The sequence below is a fragment of the Bradyrhizobium sp. 21 genome, from assembly GCF_023073335.1.
GTDB lineage: Bacteria > Pseudomonadota > Alphaproteobacteria > Rhizobiales > Xanthobacteraceae > Bradyrhizobium.
In genome coordinates this window covers 296,310-311,293 of the sequence record NZ_JADPJG010000032.1, presented here as the reverse complement: position 1 = coordinate 311,293, position 14,984 = coordinate 296,310, and the positions used below count along the sequence as shown (strand labels likewise).

The following is a 14,984-nucleotide window of genomic DNA, read 5'->3' as shown; positions in this document are numbered from 1 at the left end:
TTTGCTGGAGCTTCCATGGATTCGATCGTGCAACCTGGCGCCACGGAGCAGCCGTCCTCGTCACGCAACCGGCTGTTGCTGACGGTCTACACCGCGGCGATCTTCGTCAGCGCGCTGCTGCTGTTCTCGGTGCAGCCGCTGTTCACGAAGATGGTGCTGCCGCGGCTCGGCGGCTCGCCGGCGGTGTGGTCGGTGGCGATGGTGTTCTTCCAGTCGCTGCTGCTGGCGGGCTACGCCTATGCGCATCTGTTGATGCAGGTGAGGAACCGCATCGTTCCGGTGGTGGTGCATCTCCTGTTGCTGGTCGTGGCCTTCGCCACGCTGCCGCTCGGCATCGCGACCGCCTATGGCGATCCGCCCGCTTCCGGCTACGCGATCTGGCTACTCGGCCTGTTCGTGATCTCGATCGGGCTGCCGTTCTTCGCCCTCGCCGCCAACAATCCGCTGTTGCAGGCCTGGTTCGTCCGCACGGGCCATCCCGCCGGACACGATCCCTATTTCCTTTATGCGTCCTCCAATATCGGCAGCTTCCTCGCGCTGCTGTCCTATCCGTTCCTGCTGGAGCCGATGTTCACGCTGCACACGCAGAACCGGCTCTGGACCGGCGGCTATGGCCTGCTGATCCTGCTGATCGCCGCATGCGGCGTCCTGCTGTTGCGCTCGCCGAAGCTCGCAATGGTCGATGCGCGGACCGAGGATCTGAATGCGCCGGCGCCCGGTTTCCTGACGCGGCTGCGCTGGATCTTCCTCGCCGGCGTGCCGTCCGGCCTGCTCATCGCCGTCACCGCGCACATCTCGACCGACGTTGCGGCGGCACCGCTGCTGTGGGTGCTGCCGCTGTCGCTGTATTTGCTGACCTGGGTGGTGGTGTTCCAGTCGCGGCCGCTGCTGCCGCACAAATGGATGCTGATGCTCCAGCCGGTCGCGATCGCGGGCGTCGTCTTCCTGCTGGCCTTCGGCGGCGAACAGAACCTGCTGCTGACGCTCGGCGGCCATCAATTGTGCTTCTTCGTCATCGCCATGGCCTGCCACGGCGAACTGGCGCGGACGCGGCCGGCCGCCAAATATCTCACCGGCTTCTATGTCGCGCTGTCGTTCGGCGGCATGGTCGGCGGCCTGTTCGCAGGGCTCGTTGCGCCTTTCACCTTCTCCTGGATTGCCGAATACCCGATCCTGGTTGCACTTGCCGCGCTGTGCCGGCCGCCCGCGAACGAGCGGCTGGCCGGCATCGTCAAATGGTACTGGCTGGCGCTGGCCGGGCTCGTTGTGCTGCTGGTTGCGCCGTCCACCACGACGGGCGGGCTCTCGACCTGGTTCGAGGATCACCGCGTCTGGGCGGCCGGCGCCGTCGGCGTGCTCGCCGCGGTGCTGGCGCTGGCGGTCAACGCCGGCCGCTGGAAGATCTTCGCCACCGTCGCGCTCGCGCTGGCGTTGATCCGGGTTTATCCGGCGGACGAAGGCCGCGTCACCACGGTGCGCAGCTTCTTCGGCGTGCACAAGATCGTGGTGACGCCCGGCGGCTATTTCCACGTCCTGATGCACGGCACCACGATCCACGGCGCCGAGCGCTTCCTCAACAATGACGGCACGCCGGTCACCGGCCGGCCCGAGCCGATCACCTACTATCACAAGGACGGCGGCATCGGTCAGGCCGTCAGCGCGATCCGCGAGCGCAAGGGCTCAGCCCTCAAGGTCGCCGCGATCGGTGTCGGCTCCGGCACGCTCGCCTGCGCCGCCGAGCCTGGCGAGGACTGGACATTCTTCGAAATCGACCAGTCCATGGTCGACGCGGCGCGCGACCCGAAGAATTTCCGCTATATCTCGAGCTGCATGCCGGGCCTGAAGCCGGTGATCGGCGACGCCCGTCTGACCTTCGCGAAAGAGCCGAACGGCGCCTATGATCTCATCATCGTCGATGCCTATTCGTCGGACGCGATCCCGATCCATCTCGCGACCGAAGAGGCGATGAAGATCTACAAGGACAAGCTCGCGCCGCACGGCGCCGTGGTGATGCACGTCTCCAATCGGCACCTCGATCTCGAGACCGTCGTGGTCGGCATCGCCGATGCCAACGATCTCAAGAGCTGGGTCTACAACGAGGATTCCGGTCGCGATGGCGACTACATCTTCTCGACCGACGTCGTCATCTCCGCACGCGAGGAGGCCGACGTCGGCAGGCTCGCATCATCGAAAGCTTGGGAGCTGACCGAAGCCGACGACAGGGTGCGGGTCTGGACCGACGATTACTCCAACATCCTGGGCGCGCTGTACCGGCGCTTGAGGGATGGGGAGTAGGGGGCGAATGCGGCACGGGGAGCCTCGTGCCCCGGGCGCACAGCGCAGCGCTTCTTCAGCGATGCGCTGCAGAGCCGGGCCCATACCTCTGGGTCCCGGCTCTGCGTCGCGTCATTTCATACCGCGCCGCGTCCGGGACACGAGGCCTAGTCTCACGGCTCCACGGGTGTCCCCGCCGGCAATGCAATTCCCTTCTCATCCGCGACCTGGCGCAACAGATCTGGCCTGTCGGAGATGATCCCGTCGACGCCAAGCTCGATCATGCGCACCATGTCCTCACGCTTGTTGACCGTCCAGACCACGACGCGCAGCCCGAGCCCATGCGCCTCCGAGACCAGCGCCTCGGTCACATCGCCGAAATAGGGCGACCAGATCGCGCCACCCGCGGCCTTGATCGTTCGCGGGAGTGAGCCGCCGTGATCGGCCGGGCTGAACCCCGCTGTCCAGTTGGTCGCCTTGTCCAGCGCCACCGTCTGGCCCGCGCCGCGCTGGAGCGTCAGGTACACCGTCGGCATGTTCGGCGCCTGTTGCTGGACGAGCAGCAGGGTCCGCCAGTCGAACGACTGGATCATGACGCGGTCGGAGAATTTTTCGGCCTCGATCAGGGCGAGCAGCCTGGTGACGAAAGACTGCGGATCGAGAGACTCGTCCGGATGGTTCGGGTCGATCTTCGTCTCGATGTTGAAGCGCATACGCGTGTTGCCGGACTTGCGCACCAGCGCGAACAACTCGCTCAAGGTCGGAATGCGGGTCCCGGGCACGGCGCGCTGGTCGGGAAATTGCTTCGCGTAAGGGCTGTCGGGCCGGATCTCGCCGACGTCGTAGGTTCGAACGTCGGCGAACTGCAACTTCGCGAACGGCGTCCCGGGCGGGGCGACATAGGCGCCGCTGGCATCCCTGGCGAGGTCCGGATTGAGACCGCGCTCATGCGACACGACGACCTCGCCATCGGCCGTCACGCCAACGTCGAGCTCCAGCGTATCCACGCCCATCGAGAGCGCGTTGGCGAAGGCCGGCAGCGTGTTCTCCGGCAACAGTGCCCGTCCGCCGCGATGCGCCTCGAGATCGAAGGTCGAATCAAGCGCCATGGCTGGTCCCGCAATGAGAACCGAGATCACAGTCAAAATTGTCGCGGCACGCAATGGCATGGTGGCTCGAAGGGCTGGTGAAAAAGGGCCGCATTTGAACGCATTTTGGCATGTCCGGCCCATTCTACAGGCATTCGCGGCTGTTGAAACCTTGGGCGGTGGCTTGGGTTGCGCCCGACCTGCGGGTATGTACTCATAGTCGCCGCCCTGGAATCTCGCCCGTGCAACCGAAACGCGATCCCCGCATCCTCCGCAGCCGGCATTTTCATCGGATGCAGCGGCGACATTTCGTCATCTTTGACGTGCTGCCCTTCGTCGGCACGCTGGTGGCACTGGCCCTTCTGTTCTACCGCCCTATCGGCGCGGTGGAGCTTGGTCTGTTTTTCGGCATGTGGCTGGTCACCGGCCTTGGCCTCACCGTCGGCTATCACCGCCTCTTCACCCACCGCGCTTTCGCGACCTCCTCAGCGATGAGTGCGATCCTGGTCGTGATGGGATCGATGGCGGGCCGCGGTCCGATGCTGTCCTGGGCGGCGATGCACCGCCGGCACCACGAATTGTCCGACCACGACGGCGATCTGCATTCGCCGCTTCTGCATGGCGACGGCCTGATCGGGCGCCTGCGCGGCTTCCTGCACGCGCACCTGACCTGGATGATCGCGCACGATTATCCCAACGTCGCGCATTACGTGCCGGACCTGATGGCGGATCGCAGGCTGGTCGCCGTCAACAGCCACTATTACAGCTGGGTCGTGCTGGGCCTGATGCTGCCGGCCGTGATCGGCGGCCTTGCCACGATGAGCCTGTGGGGCGCGCTGACCGGCTTGCTCTGGGGCGGCGTGGTGCGCATGTTCGTGGTCGAGCAGACCATGTCCGCCATCAACTCGATCATGCATACGTTCGGCACGCAGCCCTTCGTCACCCGCGACGACAACAGCCGCAATCTCGGCGTGATGGCCTGGCTCGCCTGGGGCGAGGGCTGGCACAACAACCACCACGCCTTTCCGTATTCCGCGGCCTTCGGCCTGCGCTGGTTCGAGTTCGATCCCGGCTTCATCTTCATCCGCGCACTGGAGGCGCTCGGCCTAGCCTGGGACGTCAAGGTGCCCAGCGAGGAGAAGATCGCCCGGCGCATGTCGCGACAGCCAGGCGACGCGACGCCCGACCTGGAAACGGGCTGAGCATCATCGGCCGGCGCATGCCGGCGATGGCGCAGCTTTGAACCGATGCTTTTCAACGATTATCCCTTTCTCCTGGTCTTCCTGCCGGCGGCGCTGCTGATCTACCGCCTGGCGGATCCCTATCCGCATTTGCGCATCGGCGTACAGGTCGCGCTGTCGCTCGCCTTCTATGCCTGGGGCAGCCCGTCCTTCATCCTTCTCCTGGTTGCTTCGATCGCGATCAACTGGCTCGCCTCGATCGCCTATGGGCGCATGAAATGGCCGACGCTGCTGACGCTGGTGATCGTGCTCGATCTCGCGGTGCTGGCGCTGTTCAAATACGCCAACTTCCTTCTCGCCAATCTCGGCCTGGTGCTCGGCACGACGCTTCCGGCGCTCGACATCGGGCTGCCGCTCGGCATCTCCTTCTTCACCTTCCACCACATCATGTATCTGGTCGATCTGAAGCGTGGCAAGGCGCCGCTCTACGCGTTCGACCGCTACGGGCTCTACATCGTCTTCTTCCCGCAGGCGATCGCCGGCCCGCTGGCGCGCTGGTCGGAGGTCATGCATCAATTCGGCCGGCAGGTCTACGTTCCGGGCTGGCAGCGCCAGTTCTGCATCGCGACCTGCTTCATCGCGATCGGCCTGTTCGAGAAGATCGTGATCGCCGACGGCATCGCGCATCTGCTCGATCCCATCTACGCGCAGGCAGCCAGCGCGCCGCTCCCGGGCGGCGATGCCTGGCTGGCCTTCTGCTTCTCTTTCCAGATCCTGTTCGATTTCTCCGGCTATTCCGACATCGCGATCGGCCTCGGCCTCCTGTTCGGCGTGCAGCTGCCGTACAATTTCAATGCGCCGCTGCGCTCGACCAACATCCAGGATTTCTGGCAGCGCTGGCACATCACCCTGATGCTGTTCCTGCGCGACTACGTATTCTATCCGCTGGTCAATCTGCGCCTGCTGCCGCGGCGCTTTCTGCCGGTCCAGTTCTTCGGCGCGATGATGATCACGATGGCGCTGTGCGGCCTGTGGCACGGCGCGAGCTGGACCTTCGTGCTGTGGGGCGTGCTGCACGGGCTTGCGCTGGTCGCCTGCACGCTGTGGCGCCGCTATGGCCCGGATTTTCCGTCATGGCTCGGCTGGGCGCTCACCGTGCTGTTCGTGCTCGCGACCGGCGTGATTTTTCGCGCGGGATCGGTGGAGGCGGCTTGGCATGTCTTCGCCGGACTTGCCGAACCGTTGCCGGTCGGGCGAGGTGGACAATTGTGGCCGCTCGTCGTGGCGCCGCTGTTCGCCTTCCTGTTGCCGGCGAGCCAGGACATCGTGGCATTCTTCACCCGCCGCCCGAATGTGGTGATGGCTGGCCTGCTCGGTCTCGGCATTCTGGTCTTGCTGATTCAGATCGGGGAACGGGGGACCCATGAGTTCGTCTATTTCCAGTTCTGACGCCTCGCCCGGATGGGGCCGGTGCCTCGCCGCTTGCTTCGGCGCGCTCGCGCTGGGCGCTGCGCTGATCGCCATCCTCATGGTCCTGGTCGATCCCTATGACAGCGGCCGGTTTGGTGCGCTCGGCATTGTCGGCGTGAATGACCGCAATCCCTGGACGGCCAATGCCAGCCGGGCCCGCGACCCGCAATTCGACTCCGCCATCCTGGGCAACTCCACCGGGCAGTTGATCGAGCCCGCCAGACTGGACCAGGCAACGGGTAAGCGCTTCGTCCAGCTCGTTGCACCGGGGGCCGATCCGCGCGGCGATCTCGCGATCCTCGACTTCTTCGCCAGACATCATCAGACGATCCGGGCCCTGGTCGTCTCGGTCGATCAGCCCTGGTGCAGCACCGTCCTGTCGCCGCGGCCGCAGGACCCGTTTCCATACTGGCTCTACGAAGGCGGTCCGCTGCGCTATCTCGGCAATCTCTTCACTTGGGCCGCGCTCGACCGCTCCTTCCAACGCATCGCCATCACTCGCGGCGCACGCCAGAGGGTCCGCCCGGATGGCTATTGGAATTATGAGGAGCTGTGGCCGCCCGGTGTGAAGCATCCCGTGGTGGCGGAGCCCGCGAAGACGGCGCCGTTCACGGGCAAGGTCGCAGATTCCTTTCCCTACGCTGCGATGCTGGCCGCTGCGGTCGGGAAGCTCCCGCGCGACGTGTCGGTCGTGCTGATGATGCCGCCAACTTTCTACACGGCCGTGCCTGTTCCCGGCAGCCGCGACGCCGCAGCTCACGCGGCCTGCAGGGAGGCCTACCGCTCGATCATCAGCGGGCGCGCGAACAGCAACCTGATCGACTACCGCCTCGACAACGCGCTGACGCGGGATCCCGCCAATTTCACCGACCTCGTCCACTACCGCGCGACCATCGCGCGCAAGATCGAGCAGGGCATTGCCGCCAGCCTGCGCGCCGGCGAGGCGGCCGAGATCAGCTTCTAATGCTAAAGCGCGATGAGGTTGGGATGAATCGTCATCGCGCTTTAGGTTCTTGTTTGAGCACGATCTTGTCGGAAAACCGCTTCACACTTTTCCGGATCATGCTCTAGCCGATCTCCTCAAAACCTCCCTCGAGCCAGAGCCTGCGCGCCAGCTTGCGCTGGACCTTGCCGCTGGTGGTCTTCGGCAGCGCGCCGGGCCGGATCAGCGCGATGTGCCGCGCGGAGAGCTCGTGGTGGTCGGCGACGGCCTCGCGGATCCGGCCCTTGATTGCTTCGGTGTCGATCGTGTGGCGTGCGGTGCGCTCGACCTCCTGGACGATGACGAGCGTCTCTTCGCCGTTTTCGTCCTGCACCGAGAACGCCGCGCCGCAGTTTTCGCGCAACGCTCCGTCGAGCGATTGCACCGTGCGCTCGACGTCCTGCGGATAATGGTTGATGCCGCGGATGATGATGAGGTCCTTGATCCGGCCGGTGACGAACAATTCGCCTGTGACGTCGACGAAGCCGAGGTCGCCGGTGCGCAGCCAGGGCCCGTCCTCGCCCGCGATCTCCGCGTTGAGCCGCTCGCGCGTCGCCTCGTCGTTGCGCCAATAGGCGCGGGCGATATTGGCGCCATTCACCCATATCTCCCCGACGCGGTCGGCGGGCAGGCGTGTGCGGTTGTCCGGGTCCACGATGGCAATCCGCTCGCCGGTGAGTGCGCGTCCGCAGCCGACGGCGATCTGCGTATCTTCCGCGCTGGAAGGCGCCGCTGCCACATGTGCCTGAAGTGCAGTGCGGCTCACGCTGCGCGTGACATGACCGCCGCCGCGGCCGCCGCCGGAAATCAGGAGCGTCGCTTCCGCCATGCCGTAGGCGGGATACATCGTGCGCGGATCAAAGCCGTGCGGCGCAAAAATTTGGACGAACCGTTCGATGGTGTCCGCATGCACCGGCTCGGCGCCGTTCAGCGCGATCCTGAGCGAGGACAGGTCGATCCCTTCAATCTGATCGGCGCGATAGCGGCTGACACAGAGGTCGAAGCCGAAATTCGGGCTGCACGCCACTTCCGCGCGGTAATGCGAGATCGCGCGCAGCCAGCCGAGCGGCCGCTGCATGAACGCGTTCGGCGCCATCAGCACGCAAGTCGCGCCGACATAGAGCGCCTGCAGCGCGTTCAGGATCAGTCCCATGTCGTGATAGAGCGGCACCCAATTGACATGGGTCGATTGCCTTGTGTTGCCGAGCGCGAGCCGGATCATCTCGAGATTGGCGAGCAGATTGGCGTGGCTCACCATCACGCCCTTGGGTTCGGAAGTTGAGCCGGAGGTGTATTGCAGGAAGGCAATGTCGCCGGGCGCCGGCTCGGGCAGGTCGACCGCTAGTCCGTCCCCTGCGGCGAGATCGACCTCGATCCAGCGAATGTTCTCCGGCGCGAAGCGTGCCTGCAGATCACCACGGATCGCGACAGCCGAATGGGTCAGTGCCACCGCCGGCGTGCAATTGGCAAGGATCGCTGCGCTGGCATCGCGTGCACTGTTTCGCCGCGGCATCATCATCGGCACGGCGATGATCCCAGCCATCAGGCAGCCGAAGAACGCCACCAGAAATTCGAGGCCGGGCGGAAACACCAGGATGGCGCGGTCGCCGGGCCGTGCGGCCGCGGCCAGGCGCGCCGCAAGCGCGCTTGCGGAATCATGCAACTGACGGAAGGTGAGGGTGGCTTCCTCCGTCCCGCGATCGGAGACGAAGACGTAGGCGCGGTCGTCGGCCTGCGCCGCCGCACGCCGGGCCAGCAATGCCACGAGCGAGCGGAAGGTTTCCATGTGGATTGCGCCGGCTTCAGCCGCCCTTAGGCGGCGGTGCGGATCGCGCGCTTGTCGGCGAGAAATCGCGACAGCGCCTCGACGGTCGGATGGTCGTAAAAGTCGTCCGTCGATAATTCGAGGTCGAGCTTCTCCTCGAGGTCCATCATGAGGTAGACGAGCATCGCCGAATCGAGGCCGAGGCGGTTGAATTTCGTGCCGGTGTCGACGCGGTCTCTCGAAATTCGCAGGATATTCGCCAGGGCGGTAACGCAGAAATCCGAAATCTGCTCGCGTGTCATGTCATGTCCCAGTAACAATGGGAAAGACAATACGGGCGTCCCCCTGGTTGTCAATTTGGCCGGAACGCCGCAGCGTTGAAGGTTGGGGACTGTTGCTTCCTTGCGTCGGTTTACTGCTCGATCGTGCACAGATTGGCGGGATTCCCGCGTTTGGACCCGTTTGTCAGAGCTCGGCCTGCGTCCGCCCAGCACCGCAGTGATTTGATTCGGCAAAGGCGGTTGACGACGGCCGCGGAGGGCCGAAACTTGGCGGCCAAGAAGAATGACGGCACCGGGAGAACCTCACATGCGGCGTATCCTCATCGCGACGATGGCGGTTCTCATGGTTGGACAAGCGGCAGCCAAGGATGTGCTTTCGGGCGTGAGCCTCTATGAGGACGTGACGCGTTATGCCTCCTTCGGCCTGCACCGCTTCGGCTCGCCGGGCGATCACGGGACTGCCGACTGGATTGCCGCTGAGCTCAAGGCCGCCGGCTTCGCGATCAAATTCCAGCCCGTCGTGCTCGGCCGGCAATATGTCGTCGAGCGGGCCACTGCCGAAGCTGCTGGCACGACCGCGGAGGCAACGCCGTTCTGGTGGCCGCCGGAGGACAAGGCCAGCTTCCATCTCTCAGCGCCGCTCGCGCGCGACGGCGACGTCGCCGGCAAGGTTCTCTGGATCGACCTGCCGTTCGATCGCGGCGCCTATCTCGGCGCTGCCCATCGCGCGGCGATCGCCGAGGCCGCAGCGAAGAAGCCGGCCGCGGTCCTCCTGATGATCGGCAATCCCGCCGACGAACGCTTCGCCTATAACGTCACGCAGGACGACGCGCCCTGGCCGGTGCCGGTGATGGTGGTCGCCGCCAGGTCGCGGGCGACGTTCGAGCGTGCGCTGGCGTCAGGCGTGCCGGTGACGTTCGACGTCGACGGCCATTACGACCGAAACGTCGGAGGCCGCAACGTCATCGCCGAGATCGGCGCCGGCCGGGGGCCCACCATCGTCGTCTCCACGCCGATGACCGGCTGGTACTCCTGCGTGTGTGAGCGCGGGCCGGCATTGCCAACTTCCTCGCGTTGGCGCGCACGGCTGCTGCGGAGAAATGGTCGGCTCATTTGGTCTTCATCGCCACCGCCGGCCATGAGATTGGCCATGGCGGCATGGAGTTGTTTTTGAAGGAGGGCGCGCCCGCGCCGAAGGAGACGCTGGCCTGGATCCATTTCGGTTCGGCGAATGCCTGCTACGCCTTCGCCGAAGGTGCCCGCACCGATCGGCCTGAGGAGGAGCGCTATCTCGTTCTGAGCAAATCGGCGGTCGCGTTGACTGATGAAGCCTTTGTCGCGGTCGATGCCAAGCGCTTGGTGACGGAGAAGCAGGCGGTCGGCGAATTGCGCGACGTACACGCGGCGGGCTACGCCAATTTCCTCGGCCTGGCCGGCCGCCACCGCACCTTCCACACGCCGGCAGATGATCTCGGCGCGACCGGACCCGAGATTCTCGAGCCGGTCGCGCGCGCTTTCGTGCAAGCGGTGCGGAAGATCGTCGAACGCGGCGACGCCGCGTTCAGATAGCCTCAGTTCTGGTAATAGCCGCGCGGCTGATAAACCTGCCGGGGCTGTGGCTGGTAGTAATAGCCCTGCTGGCCGTTGCCCTGATTGTAGTACTGCTGCGGCTGCTGCTGATAGACCTGCGCGTCATAGAGCGGGCGGCTGCCGCGTGGCGCCGGATAGCGCGTGCCGGTGTCGCTGCCGTCGGCCGGATAGATGTAGTTGTCGTCCTGCGGCATGTAGCGGCGGGCCGGCTGCTGCGGCGGCGTCAGGTTCACGGGATCGCCCGATGTGGCGTACTGCTCCTCGGCCGGCTGCGGCGCGCGGGCCACTGCTGCGGGGTTGCGGCTGCGCGGATTGCGCGCCAGCGCAACCTGCGCCGAGCCGGTCAGCGTCACCGTGGTGTTGAGCACGCCCTGCTGCTGCACCAGCGCGTAGAGCGTCGTCGCATTCTGGCGCGACAGCCGCACGCAGCCGTGCGAGGCGGGCGAGCCGAGCCGGCCGACCGAGTCCGTGCCGTGGATGGCGTGCCCGACCTTGGTGAAGAAGATCGAATGCGGCATCGGCGCGTCGTCGAATTCCTTGGAGAAGTGATCCTCTTCCATGCGGAAGGCGCGGAACGCGCCGTTTGGCGTCTCCCGCGAGGGGATGCCGGTCGACACCGGCCAGTGGTAGCGCGCGACGCCGTCGACGGCGACGGTCATCTGCTGATTGTCCTTGTCGACGGTGATCTCGACCTTGGCTTGCGCCGTGCCCGCGCTCAAAAGCATCAACGAGGTAAAAGCGATGAAAAAGGAACGCATCTGGAAACGCATCTGACTTCTGGCCTCCGGCCTGTTCACGCTAGGCGCCGCGGCTCTCCGTCCCCCGGCGTGCACTATGCCTGCGATCCGGCTTTCGTTCCAGCGGCCTGCAAAGCTAACCTTATTGCCATCGTTAACGCGATGCCGGGCGTAAGCAAGGCCGCTTTGTACCGCGAAGCCCGCGACATTGCTGACATTTTCGCGAGCGGATACCCGTTCACAACGCCGACAATTCATCACAATGGCGCAACCATTTGGCTGCATCGGAGTTACGATTGACCTGCCTTGGCTGCTTCCGCCGCTGGTTTTACCTTTGGGAATGAAGATGAACAAAGTTTGCGTCGCCGCCGCTCCTCGGCCGGCTGGTCTGCCTTTCCGTCTGCTCTTCGCTGGCGCCGCCGTCCTGGCCGCCCTGTCCTGCATCCCACAGCCTGGCCATGCCCAAGGCATCGTTCGGGGCGCCCAGGAAGGTTCTTATGAAGGCAACCGAATTGCCGGCCCCGTGGGCGGCGTGGTTGGGGGCGCGGTCGGCGCGGGTGTCGGCGGTGCCGTCGGCGCGGTCGAGGGGGTGTTCGGTATTCCCCATCGCGGCCACCGTCGCTGCCGCGGCTATTACGACGGGTACAACCGCTTCCACTGCTATCGGTAAACCCCAGGCGATTCCGGGGCGCACCAATGCCCCCGGAAATGACGGCCGGGATCAGTTCTTCAGCCGGTACCCCGTGCGGAAAATCCACCAGATCACCATCAGGCAGATCAGCAGGAATGCCGTCGTCATGGCGACGCTGACGGACATGCTGACGTCTGCGATCTCGTAGAAGCTCCAGCGGAAGCCGGAGATCAGATAGACGACCGGGTTGAGCATCGCCACCGCGCGCCAGGTGGGCGGCAGCATGTCGATGGAATAGAAGCTGCCGCCGAGGAAGGTCAGCGGCGTCACCACCAGCATCGGGATCATCTGCAGCTTTTCGAAGCCGTCGGCCCAGATGCCGATGATGAAACCGAACAGGCTGAACGTCACCGCCGTCAGCACGAGGAAGGCCAGCATCCAGACCGGATGCTGGATGTGCAGCGGCACGAACAGGCCGGCTGTCGCCAGGATGATAAGGCCGAGGATGATCGACTTGGTCGCGGCGGCGCCGACATAGCCGAGCACGATCTCGAAATAGGAGATCGGCGCGGACAGGATCTCGTAGATCGTGCCGGTGAATTTCGGGAAGTAGATGCCGAACGAGGCGTTGGCGATGCTCTGCGTCAGCACCGAGAGCATGATCAGGCCGGGCACGATGAAGGTGCCGTAGCTGACGCCCTCGACCTGGCTGATGCGCGAGCCGATCGCGGCGCCGAACACCACGAAATACAGCGACGTCGAGACCACGGGCGAGACGATGCTTTGCAGCAGCGTCCGCCAGGTGCGCGCCATTTCGAACAGATAGATGGCGCGGACAGCGCGGTGATTCATGACGTCCTCACGAGGTCGACGAAGATGTCCTCGAGCGACGATTGGGTCGTGTCGAGATCGTTGAAGCGGATGCCGGCGGTGCGGAGGTCGCTGAGCAGGCTGGTGATACCGGTGCGCTCGCCCTTGGTATCGTAGTCGTAGACCAGCGTCGCGCCGTTGTCGCAGAGGTCGAGCTGATAGTGAGCGAGACTTTCCGGCAGCGAGGTGACCTTCCCCTGCAGATGCAGCGTCAGCCGTTTCTTGCCGAGCTTCGACATCAAGGTCGCCTTGTCCTCGACCAGCACGATCTCGCCCTTGTTGATGATGCCGATGCGGTCGGCCATCTCCTCGGCTTCCTCGATGTAATGCGTGGTGAGGATGATGGTGACGCCGGATTGCTGAAGCGTGCGCACCACCTCCCACATGCCCTTGCGCAGCTCAACGTCGACGCCGGCGGTCGGTTCGTCCAGGAATAGGATCTGCGGCTCGTGCGACAGCGCCTTGGCGATCATCACGCGGCGCTTCATGCCGCCGGAGAGCGTGATGATCTTGCTGTCCTTCTTGTCCCAGAGCGAGAGGTCCTTCAGCACCTTCTCGATATGATCAGGGTTCTTCGGCTTGCCGAACAGGCCGCGGGAGAAGCTCACGGTCGCCCATACGCTCTCGAAGGCGTCAGTGTGCAATTCCTGCGGCACCAGCCCGATCAGCGAGCGCGCCTTGCGATAGGAGGTCTGGATGTTCTCGCCGCCGACGAGGACCTTGCCCTCGCTCGGATTGGCAATGCCGCAGATGATCGAGATCAGCGTGGTCTTGCCGGCGCCATTGGGGCCGAGCAGGGCAAAAATCTCGCCGTGCTTGATGTCGAGATTGACGTTCTTGAGTGCCTTGAAGCCGGACCCATAGGTCTTCGACAAATTGGCGACGGAGATGATGGAGAACATGATGGCCGGCGGCGTGGGGGTGGGGGGAGGCTGGAACCCACCGGGGAGGGGGAGGCGGGTCAGCGGAGCCCTGAAATAGGAATGCACTTGCCCGGCCGCAATCGGCGGGAGAAAATTGGTCTCAAAACAGGCGCTTCCGTGGCAGGTTTTGGGGCAGGTGTTGCGCGATGGTCACGGGCTGTGGCTAAGATCGCCGTTCACGCGCCTCTTTGTTGCGTCTGCGAGCAGGCCGTGGCTACGATTCCGGCCAATTGCGAAGCCTATGTCCCCAGGGAAAAGATCAATGATTCCGAACGGCCGTCACACCGCCGGCGCCAGCCAGTTGTCCGCCCTCCGTATCTGGGCGATGGGTCTGCTCCTGCTGTCAGCTGTTGCCATGAGCCCGACCACCGCCAAGGCCGCGCCGACCCAGGCCGCGGCCACGACGCATGTCTACCTGCTCCGCGGCGTGCTCAACATCTTCTCGCTCGGTCTCGATACGATCGGTGCCCGGCTTGAGGCGCAGGGCATCCCGGTGACAGTCGCGAATTTCGTGTCCTGGTCCTCGCTCGCGGATGAAGCCGCCACCGCCTACAAGGCCGGCCGGCTCAAGACCATCGTGCTGGTCGGACATTCCTCGGGCGCCACCGCCCTGCCGGACATGATCGCCAAGCTCAACCGTCTCGGCGTGCCCGTGAAGCTCGCGATCGGGCTCGACTCCGTGTTCAAGACCAAGCTCACCACCGGCGCCGAGCGCTACATCAATATCTATATCGGCGACGGTCCGGGCGAGCCGGTGAAGCGCGCCGACGGTTTCCGCGGCAAGCTCGACAATGTCGACGTCCGCGGCACCGGCGTCGGCCACATTTCCATCGACAAGAACGAGGCGATCCAGCGCCGCGTCATCGCCGAGATCGACGCCGCGATCATGCGCTCGCGCGCGCCTGCACCGGTTGCCGAACCCGGCGCGCCCAGGCAGGCGCGGTCGGCGGCGGCAACGGCTCCGGCCAGGAACTGAGACATTTTACCAGGAACAGCTCAAGAATAGCTGGTGCCATCGCGTCGCCGCCGACTTCATTGTCGGCGGCGGCTTTGTTTTGTCGGCATTGTCGAATTGAAGCCCCGGGGCCTCTTGGGGAGTGTCTTCGGTCTCAGCGATCCTCAGCCATCCTTTGTCGTTCTTCTTGGTCGTTCTGCTTGGTCGTTCTTCTTGGCGGTCTTCACGGCGCTGCCT

The 14,984-nt window shown here is 64.8% G+C and carries 14 protein-coding genes; 8 read left to right on the top strand and 6 right to left on the bottom strand.

Annotated features, from left to right (window positions below; translation table 11 throughout):
• Positions 1 to 15: 15 nt before the first annotated feature.
• On the top strand, positions 16 to 2,295 hold the full coding sequence (locus IVB31_RS26725; RefSeq protein WP_247329853.1) for a fused MFS/spermidine synthase: 2,280 nt from the start codon (positions 16 to 18) through the stop codon (positions 2,293 to 2,295).
• 152 nt (positions 2,296 to 2,447) lie between these two features.
• Here IVB31_RS26725 and IVB31_RS26720 read toward each other — a convergent pair whose 3' ends face one another.
• Positions 2,448 to 3,383, bottom strand: coding sequence for a glycerophosphodiester phosphodiesterase (locus IVB31_RS26720; protein ID WP_247329851.1), 936 nt, complete (start codon positions 3,381 to 3,383; stop codon positions 2,448 to 2,450).
• A 221-nt stretch (positions 3,384 to 3,604) separates the two neighbouring features.
• Here IVB31_RS26720 and IVB31_RS26715 point away from each other — a divergent pair, with 221 nt between their 5' ends.
• From IVB31_RS26715 to IVB31_RS26705, 3 genes are read left to right on the top strand one after another with little or no spacing between them, the layout of a single operon-like run.
• A complete protein-coding gene (locus IVB31_RS26715) occupies positions 3,605 to 4,564 on the top strand; it encodes a fatty acid desaturase (protein ID WP_247329848.1) in 960 nt (319 codons plus the stop codon).
• Positions 4,565 to 4,609: 45 nt separating this feature from the next.
• Entirely contained in the window at positions 4,610 to 5,992 is a 1,383-nt protein-coding gene (locus IVB31_RS26710; protein ID WP_247329846.1) for an MBOAT family O-acyltransferase, read from the top strand.
• Positions 5,967 to 6,977 (top strand): hypothetical protein, encoded by a 1,011-nt coding sequence (locus IVB31_RS26705; protein WP_247329844.1) that lies wholly within the window; start codon positions 5,967 to 5,969, stop codon positions 6,975 to 6,977. Before IVB31_RS26710 ends, IVB31_RS26705 begins: the two co-directional genes overlap by 26 nt.
• Positions 6,978 to 7,080: 103 nt before the next feature.
• Here IVB31_RS26705 and IVB31_RS26700 read toward each other — a convergent pair whose 3' ends face one another.
• Together IVB31_RS26700 and IVB31_RS26695 are read right to left on the bottom strand one after the other, a co-directional pair.
• On the bottom strand, positions 7,081 to 8,781 hold the full coding sequence (locus IVB31_RS26700; protein ID WP_247329841.1) for a fatty acyl-AMP ligase: 1,701 nt from the start codon (positions 8,779 to 8,781) through the stop codon (positions 7,081 to 7,083).
• A 26-nt stretch (positions 8,782 to 8,807) separates the two neighbouring features.
• Positions 8,808 to 9,062, bottom strand: coding sequence for an acyl carrier protein (locus IVB31_RS26695; protein ID WP_247329839.1), 255 nt, complete (start codon positions 9,060 to 9,062; stop codon positions 8,808 to 8,810).
• A 286-nt stretch (positions 9,063 to 9,348) separates the two neighbouring features.
• Here IVB31_RS26695 and IVB31_RS26690 point away from each other — a divergent pair, with 286 nt between their 5' ends.
• A complete protein-coding gene (locus IVB31_RS26690; protein ID WP_247329838.1) occupies positions 9,349 to 10,215 on the top strand; it encodes a hypothetical protein in 867 nt (288 codons plus the stop codon).
• Positions 10,200 to 10,610 carry a hypothetical protein gene (locus tag IVB31_RS26685; RefSeq protein WP_247329836.1) on the top strand — a complete coding sequence of 137 codons (411 nt, stop codon included), beginning with the start codon at positions 10,200 to 10,202 and terminating at the stop codon, positions 10,608 to 10,610. The genes IVB31_RS26690 and IVB31_RS26685 overlap by 16 nt, the downstream gene beginning before the upstream one ends.
• A gap of 2 nt (positions 10,611 to 10,612) precedes the next feature.
• Here IVB31_RS26685 and IVB31_RS26680 read toward each other — a convergent pair whose 3' ends face one another.
• Positions 10,613 to 11,389 carry a L,D-transpeptidase gene (locus IVB31_RS26680; protein ID WP_247329833.1) on the bottom strand — a complete coding sequence of 259 codons (777 nt, stop codon included), beginning with the start codon at positions 11,387 to 11,389 and terminating at the stop codon, positions 10,613 to 10,615.
• A 325-nt stretch (positions 11,390 to 11,714) separates the two neighbouring features.
• Here IVB31_RS26680 and IVB31_RS26675 point away from each other — a divergent pair, with 325 nt between their 5' ends.
• The gene (locus IVB31_RS26675) at positions 11,715 to 12,038 is read left to right on the top strand and encodes a hypothetical protein (protein WP_247330580.1); all 324 of its coding nucleotides are present in this window, start codon (positions 11,715 to 11,717) and stop codon (positions 12,036 to 12,038) included.
• A gap of 51 nt (positions 12,039 to 12,089) precedes the next feature.
• Here the strand turns inward: IVB31_RS26675 and IVB31_RS26670 are convergent, their stop codons facing one another.
• Both IVB31_RS26670 and IVB31_RS26665 read right to left on the bottom strand, forming a co-directional pair.
• On the bottom strand, positions 12,090 to 12,851 hold the full coding sequence (locus IVB31_RS26670; protein WP_247329831.1) for an ABC transporter permease: 762 nt from the start codon (positions 12,849 to 12,851) through the stop codon (positions 12,090 to 12,092).
• Positions 12,848 to 13,771: an ABC transporter ATP-binding protein gene (locus IVB31_RS26665; protein WP_247329828.1), complete on the bottom strand. Its 924-nt coding sequence runs from the start codon at positions 13,769 to 13,771 to the stop codon at positions 12,848 to 12,850. The genes IVB31_RS26670 and IVB31_RS26665 overlap by 4 nt, the downstream gene beginning before the upstream one ends.
• 283 nt (positions 13,772 to 14,054) lie before the next feature.
• Between IVB31_RS26665 and IVB31_RS26660 the strand changes: the two genes are divergently transcribed.
• On the top strand, positions 14,055 to 14,768 hold the full coding sequence (locus IVB31_RS26660; protein ID WP_247329825.1) for a hypothetical protein: 714 nt from the start codon (positions 14,055 to 14,057) through the stop codon (positions 14,766 to 14,768).
• Positions 14,769 to 14,984 lie beyond the last annotated feature (216 nt).

Excerpts from the sequence above, each read along its gene's own strand:
- IVB31_RS26725 (WP_247329853.1), top strand. The coding sequence starts at position 16 with ATGGATTCGATCGTGCAACCTGGCGCCACGGAGCAGCCGTCCTCGTCA.
- IVB31_RS26720 (WP_247329851.1), bottom strand. The coding sequence starts at position 3,383 with ATGGCGCTTGATTCGACCTTCGATCTCGAGGCGCATCGCGGCGGACGG.
- IVB31_RS26710 (WP_247329846.1), top strand. The coding sequence starts at position 4,610 with ATGCTTTTCAACGATTATCCCTTTCTCCTGGTCTTCCTGCCGGCGGCG.
- IVB31_RS26705 (WP_247329844.1), top strand. The coding sequence starts at position 5,967 with ATGAGTTCGTCTATTTCCAGTTCTGACGCCTCGCCCGGATGGGGCCGG.
- IVB31_RS26700 (WP_247329841.1), bottom strand. The coding sequence starts at position 8,781 with ATGGAAACCTTCCGCTCGCTCGTGGCATTGCTGGCCCGGCGTGCGGCG.
- IVB31_RS26695 (WP_247329839.1), bottom strand. The coding sequence starts at position 9,062 with ATGACACGCGAGCAGATTTCGGATTTCTGCGTTACCGCCCTGGCGAAT.
- IVB31_RS26690 (WP_247329838.1), top strand. The coding sequence starts at position 9,349 with ATGCGGCGTATCCTCATCGCGACGATGGCGGTTCTCATGGTTGGACAA.
- IVB31_RS26685 (WP_247329836.1), top strand. The coding sequence starts at position 10,200 with ATGGAGTTGTTTTTGAAGGAGGGCGCGCCCGCGCCGAAGGAGACGCTG.
- IVB31_RS26680 (WP_247329833.1), bottom strand. The coding sequence starts at position 11,389 with ATGCGTTCCTTTTTCATCGCTTTTACCTCGTTGATGCTTTTGAGCGCG.
- IVB31_RS26675 (WP_247330580.1), top strand. The coding sequence starts at position 11,715 with ATGAACAAAGTTTGCGTCGCCGCCGCTCCTCGGCCGGCTGGTCTGCCT.
- IVB31_RS26670 (WP_247329831.1), bottom strand. The coding sequence starts at position 12,851 with ATGAATCACCGCGCTGTCCGCGCCATCTATCTGTTCGAAATGGCGCGC.
- IVB31_RS26665 (WP_247329828.1), bottom strand. The coding sequence starts at position 13,771 with ATGTTCTCCATCATCTCCGTCGCCAATTTGTCGAAGACCTATGGGTCC.
- IVB31_RS26660 (WP_247329825.1), top strand. The coding sequence starts at position 14,055 with ATGATTCCGAACGGCCGTCACACCGCCGGCGCCAGCCAGTTGTCCGCC.